Genomic DNA, 20,592 nt, shown 5'->3' on the forward strand with positions numbered 1-20,592 from the left:
TCAGTTCCCCTCCCCGGCGGCTATTTCATTGACCACGTCCAGCGCGCTGCGCACGCCGTCTTCATGAAAACCGTTGTACCAGTAAGCGCCGCAGAACCAGCTCCGGTGATGACCGTTGATCTCCCCACGGCGCGCCTGCGCACGCCAGCTTTGCGGGTTAAACAGCGGATGCTCATAGACAAAGCGTTGCAGGACGAAGCGTTCATCCACCGGCTCGTCCGGGTTCAGGGTGACGCAGAACAGTGGGCTGCCCGCAGGCAGACCCTGCAGAATGTTCATGTTGTAGGTGACGCAGGCGCTGGCCTGCTCCTGCGCGCTCAGGCGGTAGTTCCAGCTGGCCCAGGCGCGCTGTCGCACCGGCAGCCAGCGCGGATCGCTGTGCAAAACAACCTCGTTGCGCTGCCAGCCGATATCGCCCAGCACTTCGCGCTCTGAGGCGGTCGGCTCGTCAAGCATGGCCAGCGCCTGGGCGGAGTGGCAGGCAAATATCACCTGGTCGAAGGTGTGGCTGCCGTTTTCAAGCTGGAGCGTGACCCCGTGCGCGTGGCGGCTCACCCGCAGAACAGGCGTGTTCAGGTGCAGCGTCAGGCGGTCGCCCAGTTTTTCCAGCATGGCGCGGATATACTCCCGCGAGCCGCCCGGCACCACGTACCACTGCGGACGCTGGGTAATATCCAGCAGGCCGTGATGGTGAAAGAAGCGCAGGAAGAGCGGCAGCGGGAAACGCTTCATCTCCTGCAGTGACGACGACCAGATCGCGGCCCCCATCGGCAGAATGTAGTGGCGCGCAAAAAACGGCGTGAAGCCGTGCTGGTCCAGAAACGTCTGCAGCGTTGCGTTCGGATCGACCTCCCCTTCAAGGGCCTGTTTCGCCAGGCGGTTAAAGCGGACGATGTCACCGAGCAGCCGCCAGAATGCCGGGTTTACCAGGTTTCGGCGCTGGGCAAACAGCGACGTCAGCGTGTGTCCGTTGTACTCAAGCCCCGTCTCGGGGTTGTGTACTGAAAAGCTCATCTGTGTTTTTTGCCCGCTGATGCCGAGCTCGCTGAGCAGGCCCATAAAGCGCGGGTAGGTGCGGTCGTTGTAGACAATAAACCCGGTATCGATCGCGTATGTGCCCTGGGGCGTTGAGACGTCAACCGTCGCGGTATGGCCGCCGGGCGTGGTGCCCGCTTCAAACAGGGTTACCTGATGATGCCCTGCCAGCCGCCAGGCGCAGGTCAGCCCGGCGATGCCGCTGCCGATAATTGCAATGTTCATGAGCGCACCATCCTGCGCAGCAGCGTGCGCTGCAAAAACGCGGGCAGCCCGGAGAGCAGCCGCAAAATAAGGCCAAACCCGGCAGGAAACGCGATATGCATTTTGCCCTTTGCCAGCCCGGTACGGATCGCCTTGACCGCTTTGTCAACGCTCACCCTACCCGGCATGGCAAAATCGTTTTTGCGCGTCAGCGGGGTATCGACAAATCCCGGAGAGACGACCGTCACGGCAATCCCCTTTGGCTCCCAGTCCAGACGCAGACTGTCGGCAAACCAGCTCAGCGCCGCTTTGGACGCGCCGTAGGCCTCTGCCCGCGGGAAGGGCAGCCAGTGGGCCATCGAGCTCACCAGCACCACGCGGTTACCGGCAACCAGCTGCGGCTGCAGCGCGGCCAGGCAGTTCACTGGCCCGAGAAAATTGGTGGTCATGACCCGCTCCACCAGCGCCGCATCCACCACGCCGCCGTCGAGATATTCGCAGGTACCGGCGCAGAGAATAACCAGATCGGCGTAAACGCTGCTGAGCGCCTGGCGACAGGCGTCCCTGTCTGTCATATCGAACAGGCGAACGGTGAGATAGGGGCAGGTCTGATGTAGCGCTTCAAGCCTCGCCGGATCGCGCCCGCAGGCAATCACGTGGTAGCCGTCAGCAGCAAAGGACTTCGCCAGCCCCGCGCCGATGCCAGAGCTTGCGCCGGTAATCAGCACCGTCTTCATGATTTGACCCTCCGCTTCACGCCGCGTACCGCCCAGCCCAGCAGAGGGAGGTGTTCGTAGATCATCTCTCCCGCATCGTAGAAGTCCCGCTGACGCGTGATGAGATTGTTTTCGGTGTCCACCACCGAACATCCGGGCAGTTCAAGCGGCTCGCCTCCGGCAATGCGCGGATGCGACCAGTGCATTACCCAGGTGACAACAAACCGGTTCCCGCTGCAGAGCGGCGGATCGATGACAAAACGGCACTTCTCGACGTTTGCCAGCAGATGGGTGAAATAGCGCTGAAGCGCGAAAATACCGTTGTGCTCGCCGAACGGATCGATAAGGGTGGCATTCGAATGGTAAAGCCCGACCAGCGCGGTCGGCGGCTGGCTATCCAGTGCGGCGTAGTACTCAATAAACCGACTCACGACAGAGGGCAAAGTGCTCATGGGTCACATCCTGGCTGTAAACAACGTGGCGTAATCGCATATTTAAAACTTACACAATTAACGATATTTGTCCAAGTTTGTGCAAATTTATTTTTAATTACCCATAAATATCAACAATTTGAAAACACAATCATTTGACGGTTTTGTAGGCCGGGTAAGGTGTAGCCGCCACCCGACTTTCACTTTCAGGTTATCCTTAAGGCAAATTCAGCCGTCATCTTCCAGGCTTATCCTTTTTATTCATAAGGATGCCTGACATGAAACGTTTGTTTCTCTCCCTATTCTCAAGCCCGGAATCCTTACTGCAGGTGATGAGTCAGCAGGAAATTATTGAAGCCGTGGAAGATGGCGATCGCATCATTATCGACCAGGACGGGAACGCCTCGGTGAACTACAAGAGCAACGAGGTGCGGCAGGACTTTCTGCGTCACGTTAACGCGCTGAAGAGGGCCTGATATGGGAACGGCGATATTTATGGTGCTGATGGTCTGCGGGTACTGGTACACCAGCCGCGACCTGTCGACCCGCTTTAAAATTAAGCGTTCCTTCGGCTGGGACGTCTATTTTCTCGTCGCGCTTTACGGCTGTATTTTCGTTCTGCAGGGCGTAATCGCCACGGGATTGCTCTGGCTGCTGTTGTTCGCCCTTTCCGCCGCCAACAACGCTTTCCACTTTGCCTCACCGAAATACACCGACTGGCAAATCGACTTTATGAACTGGAGTTTTTTAGGCATTCAGGCGCCGGTGGTCGTGATGCTGGCGTTTGCTATCCTGTTTTGCCTCTACCGCTCTAACTGGGCAGGCAGCGCCAGGCTGGACGGCGAGAGTCGGAAAAAGCTCTACAAACGGCTTGCGCAGGCGAGCGGGATTGAACAACTGCTCTATCAGTGTATGGAGCAAGGCGAGCTGGCGCAGGTCACACTCCGGTCGCGGCGGATTTACGTCGGTATGATCCACACCGCGACGCTGGAATATGAAAAAACGGCCAATATTGTGCTGATCCCAATGTTGAGCGGGTACCGGGATGCGAAGACGATGAATCTGCGTATCGAGAATAATTACAGCAGGTGGTATGCGGAGCATGACATTACGCTCGACTCTGAACCCCGCAGCGCCATGTCATTCCGCAAGGTGATTTTACTCAATCAGATTGAGAGCATATCGCTGTTCGACCCCGCCAGCGCCAGCGCGCTGTCTCTGGCGCAGCGGGACATGCAGGCGCGTTCTAAAGAGACATCCCCATAATGTTGAGTATGCTCTGCTGTGAGGCAGTTTCGAAAAGGACGTTCTTGATGCAGAGCCTGCCCTGCTTTTGGTAGAACCGGTACGCTCCCGCGTTCTGCTCAAGCACTTCCAGCCAGAGATAGTCCTTTTCCCTGCTCCGGGCCATGTCGATAATTTTATTGAACATGTCCTGAACATAGTTCTTGCCGGTCTCAGCAGGATCGAGGTAGAGCTTGTTGAGGAGAACGCCCCTCTTGTCCGTTTCCGGAAGCATAGCGTCCCAGGTCACTTTCATGAATCCCACTGGCCGATCGGTCTGTGCAATATACCAGGTCACATTCTGCTCTTTCAGGCTCTGTTCAAGTACAGAAACGGCGTACTCGCCGTCCAGAAAGGCCTTCATCTCGGCGTCTGATACCCACAGATGCTGAAAATGGGCGGGGTAAATGCGGTATCCAAGTTCGCTTAAGAGCGCAGAATCGGCCCCGGTGGCCTGTCGAATTCGATGAGTCATGGAAGGTATCCTTACTAGCCGCTTTACGTGTGATGTCGTGCGAAACGAGAAAGACAAAAAAAGTTAAATTCTTGCAGCATATAGTATTGCGGTGAACGACGTTAAGTACACCCGGCTAATGCCCTCTTCAACGGAGCAATGACCTCATCCGTCTCCATGCCCATCTGCGCATGAATAATGGCACCGTCAATGAGCAACATGATTTCATTGACGACGTGCTCATCCGCGATCTTCGTCAGCGACGCAATAATATTCTTAGTTTCGATTTTATGATGGCGGCATATCGCTTTTATTTCGCTTTCAATATCTTCGGATTTGGCTTCGGCGCTGGCATTAATAAACGCGCAGCCGTGGAACTCGGGCGAAACAAACCATTCGTGAAGCGTTGCGGATAATGCATCAGACGCTGTCAGGCCTGCGTCGAGATGTCGACGCAGCGTGGTTTCAAACCAGTTAATCCATATTTCATGCCGGTACTGTAAGTAGGCAAGAATAAGTAAGCTTTTACCCGGAAAATGACGATAAAACGTCACCTTCGTCACTTTCGCCTCTTTAATCAGCGTATCTACTCCCGTGGCTTTGAAACCCGTGGAATAAAACAGATCGTGCGCCGTATGTAATATTTTATCCCTGACGCTGATTTTTTTATCGTTGCTCATGACGGGTGTATTCACTTTTCGGCAGCCTCTAAAAGGAGTGTTGACAGCGTTATTTTTCAAGCATAGATTAGCGCAAGTAGACAGATCTGTCTACATAATAACAGACAGAGGTAATCGCAATGAACGCACGTCCTCCTTTACCGCCCTTCACGCGTGAAAGCGCCATCGAAAAAGTCAGACTGGCAGAAGACGGCTGGAATAGCCGCGACCCGGCGAAGGTCGCGCTGGCCTATACGCTGGATACTCAATGGCGCAACCGCGCGGAGTTCGCCACCAACCGTGAAGAGGCACAGGCGTTTCTGGAGCGGAAATGGAAAAAAGAGCTCGATTATCGTTTGATTAAAGAGCTTTGGGCGTTTACGGATAACCGCATCGCCGTTCGCTATGCCTATGAATGGCATGATGATTCCGGCAACTGGTTCCGCTCGTACGGTAATGAAAACTGGGAGTTTGAACCGGACGGACTGATGAAGCGCCGTTTTGCCTGCGTTAACGATATGCCGATAAAAGAATCCGAGCGACTGTTCCACTGGCCGTTGGGTAGACGCCCGGACGATCATCCCTCATTGAGCGATCTGGGGTTATAGTTTTGTCACCAAAATCAGAGATAGCGCGCATTTCGGTGACCACCTCAGGGCTACCCTATGAGCGGTTTTCAGGAGGAACAAAATATGAAAAAGCTTCTGATATGTTGTTTGTTCGGTAATACCGCAAACGCTCTTGCCAAAAAAATGCAGTCCCTGGCAGAACAAGAAGGCTATCCACTGATGATTAGCGCCGTTGGGCTGGATAACTTCGCCAGCGTCGCCCCCGCTTTCGACGGTTTTCTTATCGCGCCGCACATTCAGTACAAACTCGACGAGATACACGCAACGGTGGGCAATACACGTTCAAACGCCATCATTGAGAGTCTTCCCTACGCGTCTCTGGACGCGAAGAAGGTGTTGAATTTCGTAAAGGAGCAAATGCCTGAACTGGCTGCCTGACAGACAAGGCCGCATTGCTATTGCGGCCTCCTCGCCCCCGCAGACAGATAGATGCCATAGCGCGCGAAAAACAGTGATACACTTACCCCACCTGGTTGATCGTCCCGTCTGAACGGCTCACGACGAAAACGGATGTAACCAAAATACGAAATGGTCACTCGTTGTCAATCGTAGCTCGTCACGCTAAGCTTACATAATGACTAAAACTATGAACGCCCCATCAATACGTGGTCCACTTGACCATTCTGTCAGAGAGCAAATCGTCGAAGCGGCCTTTGAGCACTTCGGTCACTACGGCTATGAAAAAACCACCGTCGCCGAGCTGGCGAAATCTATCGGTTTTTCAAAATCCTACATTTATAAGTTCTTCGATTCCAAGCAGGCTATCGGCGAGGTGATCTGCGCTAACCGCCTGGAGCTGATCATGACGGCCGTGCTTTCCGCCATTGCGGATGCGCCGTCAGCCAGCGAAAAAATCCGCCGACTTTTCAAAGCACTTACCGAGGCCGGAAGCGAGCTGTTTTTCCACGATCGCAAGCTCTACGACATCGCCGCCGTCGCGTCACGGGAGAAGTGGCCTTCGACGGAAAGGTATACCGAAAGCCTCCTGAAGCTGATTGAGAGCATCATTATCGAAGGCAGACAGGCTGGAGAGTTCGAAAGGAAGACGCCGCTGGATGAGGTCACCTGCGCCGTTTACATGGTGATGTGCCCTTACATTAACCCCGTTCAGCTGCAGTACAACCTTGAAACTGCCCCAACGGCAGCGGTACTCCTCTCCTCACTGATTTTAAGAAGCCTGGCCCCCTGATTAGTGACCATTGACTTTATTGGTCACTAATCACAGAATGCGGAAACTGTCCTGTTACTTCAAAAGGGTTTCCCATGCTCAGGCTCACTTCAGCCCGCCTTGTCATATGTCTTCTGCCGTTTGCCCTCGCGGCATGCGGCGATATTTCCGCGAGTGACGATCCACGCACCAGGCCACCGCTTGTCAGATCCGCCTCCGTCGAGATGGCGAATCCAGCCGCTCGCACCTTTACGGGCGTGGTGGTGGCAAGAACGCAAAGCGACCTGGGCTTCAGGGTTCAGGGTAAAATCCTCGAACGTCTGGTGGATACCGGGCAGACTGTCAAACAGGGCCAGCCCTTACTGCGCCTGGATCCGGTTGACCTGAAATTACAGGCTCAGGCGCAGCAGCGCGCGGTGGATGCTGCCCAGGCGCGGGCGAGAAAAGCCACCAGCGATGAGGCGCGTTATCGCGGTCTGGTGGCATCCGGCGCGGTGTCCGCCGCGGAGTACGATCAGATTAAAGCGGCGGCCGATACGGCCAGGGCGGATCTCAGCGCCGCCCGGGCGCAGGCCAACGTGGCGCAAAACGCCACGGGCTATGCCGTCCTGCTGGCGGATTCAGACGGCGTGGTGATGGAGACGCTTGCCGAACCCGGTCAGGTGGTCAGCGCCGGGCAGGTGGCGATCCGCCTTGCCAGAGCGGGACAGCGCGAAGCGCTCGTGCAGCTTCCGGAGACGCTGCGCCCTGCCGTCGGCAGCGAAGCACGAGCCACGCTTTATGGCCGTGAACAACACCCGGTCACCGCCACGTTGCGCCTGCTGTCTGACTCCGCGGATGCCACAACCCGGACGTATGAAGCACGCTACGTGCTGGCTGGCCAGCTGGCGAACGCGCCGCTGGGGGCGACCGTCACGCTCAGCCTTGAAGACCCGAAAGCGGAAGGTCAGGCCATGCAGGTCCCGCTGGCCTCACTCTACGATGCGGGTAAAGGGCCCGGCGTCTGGCGCATTTCCGCCCAGCCGGCAAAGGTCACATGGACGCCGGTTAAGGTGCTGAGCGTGGGCGAAGATGCGGTCCAGGTCACGGGCGGCGTGAAGCCCGGGGAGAAGATTGTTGCGTTAGGCGCCCATCTTCTGCACGAAGGTGAAGTTGTCCGGGTTGCAGAACAACGCCATGCCGCTCCGGCGGAGAACGCGCCATGAGCCAAAGTCGCTTCAACCTGTCCGCGCTGGCCGTCCGCGAGCGTTCCGTCACGCTGTTTCTGATCGTTCTGGTGACCATTGCCGGTATTTACGCTTTTTTTGGACTGGGACGCGCGGAAGATCCGCCCTTCACCGTGAAGCAGATGACGGCGATTGCCGTCTGGCCGGGCGCAACCGCGCAGGAGATCCAGGATCAGGTGGCCGAACCGCTGGAAAAGCGCCTGCAGGAACTCAAATGGTATGACCGTACGGAAACCTATACCCGCCCCGGCATGGCGTATATCACCCTGTCACTGCAGGACAAAACCCCGCCTTCTGAGGTGCAGGAGGAGTTCTATCAGGCGCGTAAAAAGCTTGGGGATGAATCCCAGCGTCTCCCGGCGGGCGTCATCGGCCCGATGATCAATGACGAATTCTCGGATGTCACCTTTGCCCTCTTTGCTCTGAAAGCAAAAGGCGAACCGCAGCGGCAACTGGTACGCGATGCCGAAGGCCTGCGCCAGCAGCTTCTGCACGTTCCAGGGGTCAAAAAAGTGAATATCATCGGTGAACAGGCCGAGCGGATTTATATCGCCTTCTCCCATGACCGTCTGGCGACGATGGGCCTCTCACCGCAGGATATTTTCAATGCCCTCAACGACCAGAATGCCCTGGCCGCGGCGGGCGCCATTGAGACCCGGGGCGCGCAGATTTTTATCCGCCTGGACGGCGCGTTCGATGAACTGCAGAAAATCCGCGATACGCCTTTAGTCGCTCAGGGCAAAACGCTCACGCTGTCGGATGTGGCAACGGTTGAACGAGGCTATGAAGATCCCCCGACGATGCTGATACGCAATCAGCATGAACCCGCCCTGCTGCTGGGTGTTGTCATGCGTGAGGGCTGGAACGGCCTGGCGCTGGGTAAAGCGCTGGATGCGGAGACGGCGAAAATCAATGATAGCCTGCCGCTTGGCATGACCCTGACCAAGGTCACCGACCAGTCCGTGAATATCCGCTCGTCGGTCGATGAGTTTATGATCAAATTCTTCGTCGCCCTGCTCGTGGTTATGGTGGTCTGTTTTATCAGCATGGGCTGGCGCGTGGGGGTGGTGGTCGCGGCGGCGGTCCCGCTGACGCTGGCGGTCGTCTTCGTGGTGATGGAGGCCGCGGGAATAAACTTTGACCGCGTCACGCTGGGCTCCCTGATCCTCGCCCTCGGCCTGCTGGTTGACGATGCCATTATCGCCATCGAAATGATGGTGGTGAAGATGGAGGAAGGTTACGACAGAATCAAAGCCTCAGCCTACGCCTGGAGCCACACCGCCGCGCCGATGCTGGCCGGTACACTGGTGACGGCGATTGGCTTTATGCCGAATGGGTTTGCCCAGTCGACCGCCGGGGAATACACCAGCAATATGTTCTGGATTGTCGGCCTCGCTCTGATTGCCTCATGGTTTGTTGCGGTGGTGTTCACGCCGTATCTGGGGGTGAAGATCCTGCCGGCGATCCCCAAAGTGGAAGGCGGCCATGCCGCCATCTATAACACGCCTCGCTATAACCGTTTTCGCCAGCTGCTTGGCCGCGTTATCGCCAGAAAATGGCGCGTGGCCGGGTCCGTAGTCGCCATTTTCATTCTGGCCGTGCTTGGCATGGGGCTGGTAAAAAAACAGTTCTTCCCGACCTCCGATCGCCCGGAAGTGCTGGTTGAAGTACAGATGCCTTATGGTAACTCGATTGCGCAAACCAGCGCTGCTACTGCAAAAATAGAAGCGTGGCTGAGCAAGCAGCCAGAAGCCAAAATCGTCACGGCCTATATTGGTCAGGGCTCGCCCCGTTTCTATCTGGCAATGGCCCCCGAGCTGCCCGATCCCTCTTTTGCGAAAATCGTGATCCTGACGGACAGCGAGACGTCACGCGAGGCGCTCAAGTTCAGGCTCAGGGAGGCCGTCGCCAGCGGCCTTGCGCCCGAAGCCCGCGTGCGGGTGACGCAGCTGGTGTTTGGCCCCTACTCGCCTTTCCCGGTTGCCTGGCGCGTGTCGGGGCCGGATGTCGAACAGGTGCATGACATCGCTGATAAGGTGAAAGCCGTGCTCCTGGCAAGCCCGATGATGAGAACCGTCAATACCGACTGGGGGTCACGCGTTCCCGTATTGCATTTCACCCTCGATCAAAACCGCCTGCAGGCGACCGGCTTAACCTCCAGTGCCGTTGCCGGGCAGCTTCAGTTCCTGCTCTCAGGCGTGCCTGTCACCTCCGTGCGGGAAGATATTCGATCGGTAGACGTCGTTGCCCGCGCGGCGGGTGATATCCGCCTTGACCCGGCAAAAATCGAAGGCTTTACCCTGGTCGGCAATGCCGGACAGCGCGTGCCGCTGTCTCAAATTGGCAGGATAGAGGTCGGCATGGAAGACCCCATCCTGCGCCGTCGCGATCGCACCCCCACGATTACCGTACGGGGCGATATCGCCGACAATCTTCAGCCGCCGGACGTGTCGGTCGCCATCATGAAGCAGCTCCAGCCGATCGTTGATTCGCTGCCGGCCGGCTACCGCATTGACATGGCGGGGTCGATTGAGGAGTCGGGCAAAGCCACGCAGGCAATGTTACCGCTCTTCCCGATCATGATTGCCCTGACGCTGCTGATCATCATTTTGCAGGTGCGCTCACTCTCCGCAATGGTCATGGTGTTCTTAACCGCGCCGCTGGGGCTGATTGGCGTTGTGCCGACCCTGCTGATATTTAATCAGCCGTTTGGCATCAACGCGCTGGTCGGTTTGATCGCCCTCTCCGGCATTCTGATGCGTAATACGCTGATTCTGATCGGTCAGATCGATCATAACCAGAAGGACGGCCTCGATCCGTTCCAGGCGGTGGTCGAGGCGACGGTCCAGCGAGCGCGGCCGGTCTTACTCACCGCCATGGCGGCCGTGCTGGCGTTCATTCCCCTGACGCATTCGGTGTTCTGGGGCACGCTGGCCTGGACGCTGATCGGCGGCACGCTGGGCGGGACGATCATTACGCTCGTCTTCCTGCCCGCGATGTATGCGATCTGGTTCCGGATCCGCCCGGCTGAACAACGCGTGCAGCATGCCACGGAAAACGTGTAAACTACCATCAGTAGATAACTGACCTGAGGCAAGCATGGTTGTTAAGCGCTTAAGAAAAGAGGACCGCCGCGTGCAGCTGCTGGAGGTTGCGCGAGGGATCGTGCGTCAGCAAGGCACGGAGGCGTTGACCCTTGGCTATCTGGCAGAACGGGCCAACGTGACCAAGCCTATCCCCTACGACCACTTTGGCGATCGTGAGGGGCTGCTGATGGCACTGTACCAGGACTATAGCGATCGGCAGCTGGCGAAATTCAGGGAGACGCTGGCGGTAGACAGCAAAACGCTGGAGAAGACGATCCGCTTTTTCAGCGCGGCCTATATCGACTGTGCCATTGCCGCAGGGCCTGAAACCGGGCCAATCGCCGCGGCGCTGTCCGGTTCTCGCGCGCTGCAGACGTTTCGGGAAGCATGCGTGGCCGAATGCGCCGACTGCCTGCGCACCGCGCTTTCTCCTTTTATCGTCTTAAAAGGCGTTCAGGGAGAAGCGGTACTGACGGCCATCATTGGCGCGGCGGAGGCGCTCAGCACCTCGGCGGGCAACGGCGTGCTCGCCCGGAATGTGGCAGAAGATATGCTCTGCGGAGTCATGACTGGGGTGCTGGAGACCTACGCGAATAGCACAAAATGATCGCCGGGGGCGGATTGACACCTAAGTTACCAATAGTAATATAGGCATCACTTTTCCCCCATCTGGAGGTCGCTATGTCTGCAACCCATGCTATTAAAAACGCGCTGATCGTGACGGCACACCCGATCGACAATTCGTTATCCCATACGCTGGCAGCCCGTATTGCCGGGAAATTACGCGAGGAAGGTACGCAGGTTGAGATCGCCGATCTGCATGCTGAAGGGTTTAATCCGGCGATGACCCGCGCCGATCTCGATTTGTATCATGGCGATCCGAGCGCCCTCCCCGACGATATTCTGCGCGAGCAAAAGCGCGTCGAGCGCGCGGATATGCTGGTATTCGTCTTCCCGGTGTACTGGTGGTCGGTTCCCGCGCTGTTGAAAGGCTGGTTCGATCGCGTGTTAACCCTGAACTGGGCGTATAAGGTGGCCGACGACGGCCGGATTGTGGGCAACTTACGTGATGTTCCCGTCCGCCTGATTGCCACCGGCGGTAGCGATCTTACCGGGTTCGACAAGCACGGCTATTCGACGGCGATCCAGACGCAGATAATCGAAGGGGTATTTGGCTTCTGCGGGTTGAAGAACGTTAAGCTCGAAATCCTTTACCAGGCAGACACGGCTACGCCTGAGCAGGTTGAGGAATTCCTGAACGAGATCCGCGACCTAAAATAATATCGGCTATCCAGCCAGCAACGGCGTGCCTCCTTCGCCAAAAGGAGGCACGAGTTCTCGATGTTACTAACCGTCAGGGATCCTGCTGGCAAACCGGAACTCTCTTTCTTGTGATTATTCAAAAAATAACGAGAAAAGGCCTATCGTCATCACTACACTCATAATCACCTGAATCAAAATAATAAAAAAAGCGATCCCACCCAATATTGTGATTTTTCGACGCAGAATGAAAGTTATGCCGGAAAGTACAGCACTGAACAGAATGGCTTTAAGTATATAGGAAAACGGCACCATGGCCGGGTGACCGGTCTGCACTCCAGCAAGCCCAATGAGACCCAGTAGAAAATTACCGCAAATTCCCCATCCCCAGAAAGTCATCGGTAAGCTCATCTTTCCCGCGACTAAGCTTTTCAACATACGCACATCCTTTTTGTGATTTTTTTATTGAAACACAACGGTTTTTATCCAGTCTCTCGCACAGTTGGATTGTTCTAAAGGTCGAACCGACAAACCCGCATCTAACAAATATGTTGGTATGATTTTAGTCATATTTACATGCATATTGATGGTATTGAAAAGAACTCTCGGTGGCAATTCAGAGAAGGTAATTTCCACCCTCGATACTCGACATATCAGCGAAGGTATTAATATGTTTTGCATCGATACGACCTGCCGGGCCGCGCCGGAGCTGGGTTTCAGGACGGTATTAATTTCAGATGCGCATACCACAATGGATAATGACTATTTATCCGCCAGCGACATTATTGCCCATCGCAACAGCACGCTGGCAGGCCCGTTTGTGACGCTGTCGACTGCTCGTGACTGGCTTTTTAGTACGGTGAGTTGACTCAGCTGAGCGCTTATCACTTTACCCGGCTCGCCTTTCCGCGCGCCGGGCACATAAGAGAATAATTACAGGGTAAAACCACCGTCACCCACCTGTGCCTGAGCGTACCATTGCATCAGCTTCTCGGTGCCGGGCTCGTTTTCTGCCGGTGACCATGGGGCGGTATCATGCTCGGGCACGGGCTGATACGCCCCGTGTTTAACCTCAAAAATGACGCCGCCTCTATCCAGCGACAGCACGGCATGCCAGGTTCCGGCATCCATCTCCAGGACTTTACACTCTTCGCCTAACACCACGCGCCGGGTCACGTTGCCGCTGTCGTCAAAATTCAGCACCAGAAAGCGACCGCTCAGCGCCGTCAGCAGTTCAAAGGTGTGCGGATGGCGATGGGGACGAACATAGGTACCAGGTTCCATTGCAATGGCCAGGCGCTGCACCGGGTCGCTCAGGTCAGGGTGTAAATTACGGTGCGCGCGTAAGCGAGGAGAATGTGCGGCCTGCTCGCTTTGCTGCTGCAGGTCACTGAAAGTAATCTGTTTCATATACACCTTCAGGTATGTGGGCTGTCTGCGGCAACCCGGTTGCCGCAGGACGTTATACCATCCTGAACGGTCGAGGAACGATGGGATTTGTGAAACAAATCGCTACCGGGTGAGTGGTCAATCCCCCGGCAGGGAGCTCATCAGTAGAACTGACATGTAAACCGCCATTCCCCTTCTGATGACCGGTGAAAGTAACCGATACCGTTATCCGCCCACATCCAGCTTACTTTTTCTTCTGACCCAACCTGAAAAACAAACTCTTCGATTCCCACACCGTGTTGTATCTCAGTCGGAAATCCCCCTACCTTGGTTCCCCTGTAGCGGTTGAAATCTTCAAAAAAACTATCACTGGCCTGCTCATCATCATTTACGCAAGAGAGATCAATAATATCCCAGGCATCCTCCCATCCAGGAGCATCGTCAATGACACTCTGCCATTGAACTGGAAACGGCCGATACGGCGTGTGCAATTCAGGCAATGGCTGAAGCCCTTCAAAGCTGGCATACTCGCGAATTAACCATCCTTCACCGTGCGGTTCGTCAAAGGGATGTTGTTCCAAATTGTGAAACAACACCAGAAGGGCTATGCCCTTCAACTGGTCAGGAATAACAGGAAGCTCGTCGACCCTGATCTGAAGAAGTGGAAACATTGGTTTGCCCTTCCAGGTGGGTAATCCTTCATCTGCACGAGAAACGCCCTTCAGAAACCATGACGTAATGGGATCTTCAGGCGGCCGGAACCCACCGACCTGCGCGACCGATGCGGGTCTTAGCCTGGTCCGGAGTTCTTCTAAAACTGACGCACTCTCTAATCTCATGTTTGCTCGCCTCTGTAGACGCTTGTCGGATAGATATTCTGCTATTCATTGTAAGTTAATCATCACATCTGGAGAATCTCATTGAATAATAAAACCTATGTTGAGTAAAACTCACATTGATTCCCACTATTTCTCGTTTTTCAAACGTAATCACATTGAAATACCATCCCTTCATTCCCGGTCTATTCCTGACCTGGAACAGAGAGCAAAACTCAAATAATAAATACACCTGCATGCATATGGAGTACGTATGACACTCGATGTTTTATTTCATCTAATGAAAATGATCTCACCTGAAAAAAACATCGCGGGTGAAAATATTCATGCGCTAATAACTTTTCTTTCATCAGAAAACGATAGCGCTGAGGTTCTTTCGCCCTTTATTCATCGACTGCATCTTCTGTCTTTCGCCCAAAGCAATCCGGGTAACGCCGAAGAGTTGCTCTCTGCGCATTTACCCAAAGACGACGGGATCCTTCCGTTTCTGGACTTCGCGGACTGGCCAAGGGTGCGCTACGCCGCTTCAGGCGAAGTTCAGACGCCTGAATCTGAGAAGTACTTCCGTGAAATGACATCGGCTACCAATCTGTTACGTTCTGCGCTAATCGAAGCTGAACGCGCAAAGGGAACGCCCACGCTTTATATACTGGATAAATTACTCAACCTGAACAGCGCCCTGCCGGAAAGATATAAAAAGATGGCAAATATTCCCTACGCATAAATACGTACACTATGCGGAATATCTCCCTGTTAATATTCCGCTATTTATTAAATCCGCTTTTCATTGAAATCAAGACAGACAATATCCAAAGAAGGCACCACTGGCGCATTAAGGTTAAGCCAGGCCAGCAACCGTTCAATACTCTGTCCTCTGAGCGAATTTTTCGGCCAGACAAGATAGTAACCGTCCCCTGTTGCTATCGCCTCCCGGAAGGGCAGCGCGAGCAGGCCGCTTTTCAGCGCGTCGAGCGTGAGCCGGAGATCGGCCATCGCCACGCCGTGTCCGTGCATGGCCGCAAGGCTTCCCTGCTCCAGGGTGTCGAACACGATCCCACCGCTCATGTCGAGGCCGGGGAATAAGCCCGTCCTTTTCAGCCAGCGCTTCCAGTCCCGTCGGTCCGGTGACGGATGAATAAGATCGCACTCAGGAAGCTGATGCCGGGCAGGCTCCAGCAAAGACGGCGTACAAACCGGAATAAGCCACTCGCTGAACAGCAGCCTGCTCTCCGTTGATTCGCCGAAATAGCCGTTACCGAGGAGGATCGCACAATCGTAGGGCTCGCGGCTGAAGTCAACCGTGTCGAAGTCCATCCAGACGCTGGCGATTTCGATTTTCGGCTTCGCATGATTCTCCCGAAAGGATTTAAGCACATTGAGAAGCCATCGCATCGTCAGGGTGCTGGGGGCTTTGAGGCGCAGAAGATGGTTTTCACTTTTGAATGCGCGACAGGCCCACTCAATATTCGAGAAACTTTCGCTAAGCTGCCCGGCCAGAATACGCCCGGCGTCGCTGACTTCCACTCTCGGTCCCTGCCGTTTAAACAGCTCGCAGTCGAACCACATCTCAAGCGTGCGGACATGCCTGCTGACCGCCCCCGGCGTGATATTCAGGACTTCAGCCGCTTTGCTGAAGGAGTTCAGCCGTGCGGCAACTTCGAACGCGCGCAGCGCATACAGTGGCGGTAAAGACATACATTCCCTTTTTGGAAGGTGTAATCATACAGTTTTTGTATTATCGGCACTCGGTGACGTCAGCCAACATTTTTTATCGCCGAGGCGTCCAGCTGAGGTATGCCGATGATCCTGGCCTGGGTGGTGATGAAGATAGCTACTTTGCGATAATCTCTGTTCAGACTGACGGAAAAGAGGATGTTTAAAGTGCTGGCTTATATCACGATTGGGACAAATGACTTTCAGCGCGCCGTGAACTTTTATGACGCTATTTTTAACGTGCTGGGCTATACACGTCTGCCCGCCTGGACTGATAGTTGGGCAATGTGGGGAAACGAAAATCATCCGGATGACGAATTTAGCTTCTGCATTTGTCCTCCTTTTGACCAGCAACCCGCGACGGCGGGAAACGGGACAATGTTCGCTTTCAGAGCAGATAACGCGGACATTGTCAGACGCTTCCATGCAGCGGGCCTCCGTGCGGGTGGGAAAAATGAAGGCGTGCCCGGTACACGAACCGCCTACGGCCCCGACTTTTATGTTGCCTATCTGCGCGATCCTGACGGGCATAAACTGGCGTGCGTTTGCCAGCATTATTCTTCTGATGCAGATAAGCTATCAGGCGAAGAAGAGTCACTTCAATAATAAAATTTTGCGGTAAGGACCGGTAGACACCCAATCCTGCGGAGATCACTTCAGCTCCAGCGTGCTTATCACATGGGCAATATCCGCGATGTCGCCAGCTGACAATGGTTGCAGAGGGCGAGGCAGGCAATCCATGTCGGTAAGCCCAAGCACGCCAGCCGCAGCGGCAATAACGCGAATACTTCCGCCATGTTTACGGAACAGCGACCACAATGGCTCAAGGCGGGTTGTCAGGGCTGTAACGCGTTGACGATCGTTTGCCGCCGCGGCTTCAGTGATTTGTTTCGCCATCTCAGGGAACAGACCGCCACACACGGAATACCATACTTCACAACCGGCGTTTAATCCCAGTCCCGCATAAGCGTCGCCACTGATACCGATTGTTACGCCAGGGCGCAGATGTTGACGTAACGCCTTCACCCGCTCAGTTGCTGCAGCGGGGCTATTCGGGACGCCAGGGATCTTGACCGAGCGAACACCCTCAAGTGATGAGAGACGACCGTGGAGTTCATCCGTAAAGGTAAAATGCGTCGTGCCCGGATTATCATAGATACACACCGGTACAGACGCGTGCCGGGTAACGGTCTCAAAGAGTGAGAAGACTTCTTCGTCACGGAGTGGCTGGTAGCTGACCGCCGGGAGTAACAGCGCATTTGCGCCAGCGGCCTGTGCATCATCTGCCAGATGCAGAATGGCATCGGTACTGACCGCTCCCACACACACCATCACGGGGATGTTCCCTGCATGCTGTTTGGCCAGCGTTGCTACGCGCTTGCGCTGCTCCCGGGTCAGATAGGCGTAGCTTCCGGTTGACCCCAGGATGCCCATAGAATCAACCCGAGCGTCTGTAAGACGGGAAAGGATATGGCTGAAACCCTTTTCATCCACGCCGCTGGCGGTGACTGGGGTTAATGGAAATGCCGACAAGCCGGTAAACATAAATGTTTCTCCTGAAGGATATTACTGCTGTTGTTCTTCGATGAGAGCAACGTCAAACCACAGATCGGGCATCATTTTTTCCAGGCCGTCGGTCAGCATTTTTCCGGCTTCGTGAAGCGTCTCCAGCGGCATCTGCGGGAGACTCTCCAGAATGAACCACATTTGCTGCGCTTCCACGCCTAAGCGGGTTCTGATCCCCTGTCGCCAGTTCCAGCGACGGCAGGTCACGCCGATATCATCACACCAGATAACCTCACCTTGTGAAGGATGCTCAACGGCGGTCTCTCCATCTTTGACCGTATCAAAAGGCTCTGTTCCTTTTGCCACAGTCAGACGCGGCGCCCCCTGATAGGCAGAGAGATCCTCTCCACCAACCGGAACGGCATAGCGGAGACTGACGGCATTATAAAGATCAACGACAGGATCGAGCGCTGGCATCGTTCCGTCACGTAAGACGCGCTTGCGTAACGCATCCGCTGAGCAAGGGGTGCGTTTAGGTTTAGCCCCAAATTTTTGAAAAACGTCGGCCCATGCCGCCAGATGAGATTCCGCCCAGGCAGGCTCACCGGCCAGAACCGCCTCACAGGCTTCTCGCAGCGCCGTTTCTCCAGTGCCGGGATTAAGCACTGGCGCAGCTTTTACGCGGATACTGAGCGCCCGAAAACCGGGAGCAATACTATAAATTTCAGGAGAAATTGACGGAGATACTGTTAACACGTGATAATTCTGTAATGACCAATTTATTCCATGATAATGACCAATGACCAAAAAAGTCAATTTAATGACCGATGCAAATTCGATCGCCAGCTCCGTGAATGAAGCCGTATCGCAGCGAATTAAACTGTATCGTAAGCAAAAGAAAATCTCCCTTGATGAACTCTCGCGTCAGGCGGGTGTAAGTAAGGGAGCGTTGGTTGAGATAGAGGGATGCCGGGCGAATCCCAGCATTGCCCTGTTATGTCGCCTGGCTGCCGCGATGGGGGTTTCGGTGGCTGATTTTGTGGATGTCAGTGCCAAACCGACCGTGCATCTCATTGCTGAAGATGAGATCCCAGAATTGTGGAAAGGTGAAACAGGCGGGAGAGCAAGATTGCTCGCAGGGTCGGGTGGCCCTGATATGACCGAGCTCTGGATGTGGGAAATGCAGCCCGGGGAAAAGTTTGCGTCACCCGGCCACGCGGAAGGAACGCTTGAACTGTTTTATGTTCAGTCGGGCACGCTCACACTCGGCGTAAAGGATCACGTATATCAGGTAAAAACTGGCTGTTCGGCAACTGCCAGAACGGACGTTCCTCATTTCTATGAAAACCGGGAGAAGGACCCATTGGTATTCATCATGACAGTGCATGAGAAAGCGTCCTGAGTTGTAGCCCGGTATGCCAGCAGGGCTTGTCTCATTAAAGCAATTTACAATTTATTCACATAACTGCCTTTGTCTAATTGATTGGTGCAAAGTAAGGGGGTAACATCCACTCTTTCGGATAAAGAAAATGTCTGTTACTGATTCTCTCCTTGCCTTCTCTCTCGCTGCACTACTGCTCACCCTCACTCCGGGCCTGGATACGGCACTCATTCTACGAACGGCATGTGCTGAAGGTGGAAAGAAGGCTTTTCAGGCAGCTCTTGGAATTGATACTGGCTGTTTTATCTGGGGCGCACTTGTTGCGCTGGGACTGGGAGCGCTGCTGGCGGTGTCAGAGCTCGCTTATACCATGCTGAAAATGTGTGGGGCAGCTTACCTTTGCTGGCTGGGTTTACAACTGATGAGGCGGCCACGTTCATCTTTCAATCACGGCGATGGCGTTAATCCTTCAGCGGGGAACTGGTTTTTAAAAGGAATGCTGGGAAATATACTCAATCCTAAAATGGGTATTTTCTATGTCTCTTTTTTACCTCAATTCATACCTGCCGGGCATTCCCCTTTTGTATGGACTTTTATACTTGTCAGCATTCATGTCGCAATAGGGACAATGTGGTCAGTGACGCTCATTTTATCCACGCACTTTGCATCAGCCATACTGAAGAAAAGCAGTGTTGTCAGGGGAATGGACAGAGCTACAGGAGGATTGTTTTTGTGCTTTGCGGCTAAACTTGCACTCAGCACAAGATAACCTGATCAACGCAAACACAGCTCAGAACGTCCGCTGTGGTCACAGAGCGGATGAGCTATTTGCGTTGAAGGTCCGCTACGAGCGAAAAGCGGACATCTTAATTGTTTTTTTTTGCTACTACCTCTATGTAGCCATGTTATATGGCTACATTTATACAGAAGTAAGGATTAGTCCTTTCCCGGACCATAATTAAATTTTGTACCTTTGCCAATGGCATAAAACTGTCCACCAGCTACGTAATGGACAGTACGTAATTCATCAGGCGCATCATCAAAAATCCAGTGCCCATTTCTGAAAACGCGGTCATCACTCCATGCTCCGACAATTTCCCCCAAGAACAAGTTGTGCTGCTTTTCATTTTCTTCATTGGGTATGACCTTACATACTAACCAGCCAGCGCAACCTTCAACTAAAGGCAGATCAAACTCTTTCTGATAAAAAAGTGGGATTTTACTGTTTTTATCGGGTGTATCAGAATAACTGCGTCCGCCAACATATAAAATCATTTCCATTTGATTTACGACAGGGATCTGAACAACGTAATAGCCACTTTTTTCGACAAGTCTACGGGTAAATGCCTGTGGGCCTATAAAGGCCATCACTTTATTATTGCCCACTAACCCCACCCAGGCCGCAGCCATAACATTTTCAATGCCATCATTTTTAGCCGATATCATCGTTGTTGGCCCGACCTGCAATAAACGATAGGCTTTATTTAATTCCACGGGTTGTATTGCCATTATTTACTCGTCTAAGTTCTGATAAAAGATAGAATAGATTACTCACTTTATGGCTTGATTATATGGCTGGAATAATTGCAAATTAATTGCTAATATCAAAATACAT

25 protein-coding genes and 1 pseudogene are annotated in these 20,592 nt (G+C 54.2%); 14 read left to right on the top strand and 12 right to left on the bottom strand.

Annotated features, from left to right (window positions below; translation table 11 throughout):
- Genes IM299_RS01835 through IM299_RS01845 form a run of 3 tightly spaced genes read right to left on the bottom strand, consistent with a single transcriptional unit; the run spans nucleotide 1 to nucleotide 2,407 of the window.
- The gene (locus tag IM299_RS01835) at nucleotides 1-1,260 is read right to left on the bottom strand and encodes an NAD(P)/FAD-dependent oxidoreductase (RefSeq protein ID WP_193356932.1); all 1,260 of its coding nucleotides are present in this window, start codon (nucleotides 1,258-1,260) and stop codon (nucleotides 1-3) included.
- On the bottom strand, nucleotides 1,257-1,976 hold the full coding sequence (locus IM299_RS01840) for an SDR family NAD(P)-dependent oxidoreductase (RefSeq protein ID WP_193356933.1): 720 nt from the start codon (nucleotides 1,974-1,976) through the stop codon (nucleotides 1,257-1,259). The genes IM299_RS01835 and IM299_RS01840 overlap by 4 nt, the downstream gene beginning before the upstream one ends.
- The gene (locus IM299_RS01845; RefSeq protein ID WP_041910128.1) at nucleotides 1,973-2,407 is read right to left on the bottom strand and encodes a nuclear transport factor 2 family protein; all 435 of its coding nucleotides are present in this window, start codon (nucleotides 2,405-2,407) and stop codon (nucleotides 1,973-1,975) included. The genes IM299_RS01840 and IM299_RS01845 overlap by 4 nt, the downstream gene beginning before the upstream one ends.
- 257 nt (nucleotides 2,408-2,664) lie before the next feature.
- On the opposite strand from IM299_RS01845, the gene IM299_RS01850 reads away from it, so the two are divergent.
- A complete protein-coding gene (locus IM299_RS01850; protein ID WP_059357030.1) occupies nucleotides 2,665-2,862 on the top strand; it encodes a hypothetical protein in 198 nt (65 codons plus the stop codon).
- Between the two features lies 1 nt (nucleotide 2,863).
- Nucleotides 2,864-3,652, top strand: a complete 789-nt coding sequence (locus IM299_RS01855; RefSeq protein ID WP_045630376.1) for a hypothetical protein — start codon at nucleotides 2,864-2,866, stop codon at nucleotides 3,650-3,652.
- Here IM299_RS01855 and IM299_RS01860 read toward each other — a convergent pair.
- A complete protein-coding gene (locus IM299_RS01860; protein ID WP_193356934.1) occupies nucleotides 3,633-4,145 on the bottom strand; it encodes a GNAT family N-acetyltransferase in 513 nt (170 codons plus the stop codon). The genes IM299_RS01855 and IM299_RS01860 overlap by 20 nt on opposite strands.
- A gap of 101 nt (nucleotides 4,146-4,246) precedes the next feature.
- The gene (locus IM299_RS01865) at nucleotides 4,247-4,804 is read right to left on the bottom strand and encodes a TetR/AcrR family transcriptional regulator (protein WP_227013022.1); all 558 of its coding nucleotides are present in this window, start codon (nucleotides 4,802-4,804) and stop codon (nucleotides 4,247-4,249) included.
- A gap of 119 nt (nucleotides 4,805-4,923) precedes the next feature.
- Between IM299_RS01865 and IM299_RS01870 the strand changes: the two genes are divergently transcribed.
- From IM299_RS01870 to IM299_RS01900, 7 genes are all read left to right on the top strand, one after another.
- Nucleotides 4,924-5,391, top strand: coding sequence for a nuclear transport factor 2 family protein (locus IM299_RS01870; protein ID WP_045630373.1), 468 nt, complete (start codon nucleotides 4,924-4,926; stop codon nucleotides 5,389-5,391).
- Nucleotides 5,392-5,475: 84 nt separating this feature from the next.
- Entirely contained in the window at nucleotides 5,476-5,790 is a 315-nt protein-coding gene (locus tag IM299_RS01875) for a PTS sugar transporter subunit IIB (RefSeq protein WP_193356935.1), read from the top strand.
- 196 nt (nucleotides 5,791-5,986) lie between these two features.
- Nucleotides 5,987-6,601 carry a TetR/AcrR family transcriptional regulator gene (locus IM299_RS01880; protein ID WP_047368492.1) on the top strand — a complete coding sequence of 205 codons (615 nt, stop codon included), beginning with the start codon at nucleotides 5,987-5,989 and terminating at the stop codon, nucleotides 6,599-6,601.
- Nucleotides 6,602-6,675: 74 nt separating this feature from the next.
- Nucleotides 6,676-7,785 carry an efflux RND transporter periplasmic adaptor subunit gene (locus tag IM299_RS01885; RefSeq protein ID WP_193356936.1) on the top strand — a complete coding sequence of 370 codons (1,110 nt, stop codon included), beginning with the start codon at nucleotides 6,676-6,678 and terminating at the stop codon, nucleotides 7,783-7,785.
- A complete protein-coding gene (locus IM299_RS01890; protein WP_193356937.1) occupies nucleotides 7,782-10,871 on the top strand; it encodes an efflux RND transporter permease subunit in 3,090 nt (1,029 codons plus the stop codon). Before IM299_RS01885 ends, IM299_RS01890 begins: the two co-directional genes overlap by 4 nt.
- Nucleotides 10,872-10,905: 34 nt before the next feature.
- A complete protein-coding gene (locus IM299_RS01895; protein WP_048956407.1) occupies nucleotides 10,906-11,499 on the top strand; it encodes a TetR/AcrR family transcriptional regulator in 594 nt (197 codons plus the stop codon).
- 74 nt (nucleotides 11,500-11,573) lie between these two features.
- The gene (locus IM299_RS01900; RefSeq protein WP_041910147.1) at nucleotides 11,574-12,173 is read left to right on the top strand and encodes an NAD(P)H-dependent oxidoreductase; all 600 of its coding nucleotides are present in this window, start codon (nucleotides 11,574-11,576) and stop codon (nucleotides 12,171-12,173) included.
- Nucleotides 12,174-12,287: 114 nt separating this feature from the next.
- On the opposite strand, the gene IM299_RS01905 is transcribed toward IM299_RS01900, so the two are convergent.
- Nucleotides 12,288-12,590: a hypothetical protein gene (locus IM299_RS01905; protein WP_193356938.1), complete on the bottom strand. Its 303-nt coding sequence runs from the start codon at nucleotides 12,588-12,590 to the stop codon at nucleotides 12,288-12,290.
- 235 nt (nucleotides 12,591-12,825) lie between these two features.
- Between IM299_RS01905 and IM299_RS01910 the strand changes: the two are divergent.
- Nucleotides 12,826-13,020 (top strand): annotated as a pseudogene (locus IM299_RS01910) (isochorismatase family protein); the annotation flags it as partial.
- A 65-nt stretch (nucleotides 13,021-13,085) separates the two neighbouring features.
- Here IM299_RS01910 and IM299_RS01915 read toward each other — a convergent pair.
- Both IM299_RS01915 and IM299_RS01920 read right to left on the bottom strand, forming a co-directional pair.
- On the bottom strand, nucleotides 13,086-13,562 hold the full coding sequence (locus tag IM299_RS01915; protein ID WP_041910151.1) for a WbuC family cupin fold metalloprotein: 477 nt from the start codon (nucleotides 13,560-13,562) through the stop codon (nucleotides 13,086-13,088).
- A gap of 140 nt (nucleotides 13,563-13,702) precedes the next feature.
- On the bottom strand, nucleotides 13,703-14,380 hold the full coding sequence (locus tag IM299_RS01920; protein WP_193356939.1) for a DUF1963 domain-containing protein: 678 nt from the start codon (nucleotides 14,378-14,380) through the stop codon (nucleotides 13,703-13,705).
- A gap of 250 nt (nucleotides 14,381-14,630) precedes the next feature.
- Between IM299_RS01920 and IM299_RS01925 the strand changes: the two genes are divergently transcribed.
- Nucleotides 14,631-15,101, top strand: a complete 471-nt coding sequence (locus IM299_RS01925; RefSeq protein ID WP_193356940.1) for a hypothetical protein — start codon at nucleotides 14,631-14,633, stop codon at nucleotides 15,099-15,101.
- 47 nt (nucleotides 15,102-15,148) lie between these two features.
- On the opposite strand, the gene IM299_RS01930 is transcribed toward IM299_RS01925, so the two are convergent.
- A complete protein-coding gene (locus IM299_RS01930; RefSeq protein WP_041910158.1) occupies nucleotides 15,149-16,072 on the bottom strand; it encodes a LysR substrate-binding domain-containing protein in 924 nt (307 codons plus the stop codon).
- A 186-nt stretch (nucleotides 16,073-16,258) separates the two neighbouring features.
- Here IM299_RS01930 and IM299_RS01935 point away from each other — a divergent pair, with 186 nt between their 5' ends.
- Nucleotides 16,259-16,696: a VOC family protein gene (locus IM299_RS01935; RefSeq protein WP_193357058.1), complete on the top strand. Its 438-nt coding sequence runs from the start codon at nucleotides 16,259-16,261 to the stop codon at nucleotides 16,694-16,696.
- 45 nt (nucleotides 16,697-16,741) lie between these two features.
- On the opposite strand, the gene IM299_RS01940 is transcribed toward IM299_RS01935, so the two are convergent.
- A complete protein-coding gene (locus IM299_RS01940; protein WP_193356941.1) occupies nucleotides 16,742-17,635 on the bottom strand; it encodes a dihydrodipicolinate synthase family protein in 894 nt (297 codons plus the stop codon).
- A 21-nt stretch (nucleotides 17,636-17,656) separates the two neighbouring features.
- Nucleotides 17,657-18,352: a B3/4 domain-containing protein gene (locus tag IM299_RS01945; protein WP_193356942.1), complete on the bottom strand. Its 696-nt coding sequence runs from the start codon at nucleotides 18,350-18,352 to the stop codon at nucleotides 17,657-17,659.
- A gap of 43 nt (nucleotides 18,353-18,395) precedes the next feature.
- Between IM299_RS01945 and IM299_RS01950 the strand changes: the two genes are divergently transcribed.
- Together IM299_RS01950 and IM299_RS01955 are read left to right on the top strand one after the other, a co-directional pair.
- A complete protein-coding gene (locus IM299_RS01950) occupies nucleotides 18,396-18,998 on the top strand; it encodes a helix-turn-helix domain-containing protein (RefSeq protein WP_193356943.1) in 603 nt (200 codons plus the stop codon).
- 127 nt (nucleotides 18,999-19,125) lie between these two features.
- Nucleotides 19,126-19,746 carry a LysE family translocator gene (locus IM299_RS01955; RefSeq protein WP_193356944.1) on the top strand — a complete coding sequence of 207 codons (621 nt, stop codon included), beginning with the start codon at nucleotides 19,126-19,128 and terminating at the stop codon, nucleotides 19,744-19,746.
- 167 nt (nucleotides 19,747-19,913) lie between these two features.
- On the opposite strand, the gene IM299_RS01960 is transcribed toward IM299_RS01955, so the two are convergent.
- Nucleotides 19,914-20,486 carry a flavin reductase family protein gene (locus IM299_RS01960; protein ID WP_193356945.1) on the bottom strand — a complete coding sequence of 191 codons (573 nt, stop codon included), beginning with the start codon at nucleotides 20,484-20,486 and terminating at the stop codon, nucleotides 19,914-19,916.
- Nucleotides 20,487-20,592: the final 106 nt, after the last annotated feature.

Source organism: Enterobacter cloacae complex sp. P47BA, from assembly GCF_014930485.1.
GTDB classification, from domain to species: Bacteria; Pseudomonadota; Gammaproteobacteria; order Enterobacterales; family Enterobacteriaceae; genus Enterobacter; species Enterobacter bugandensis.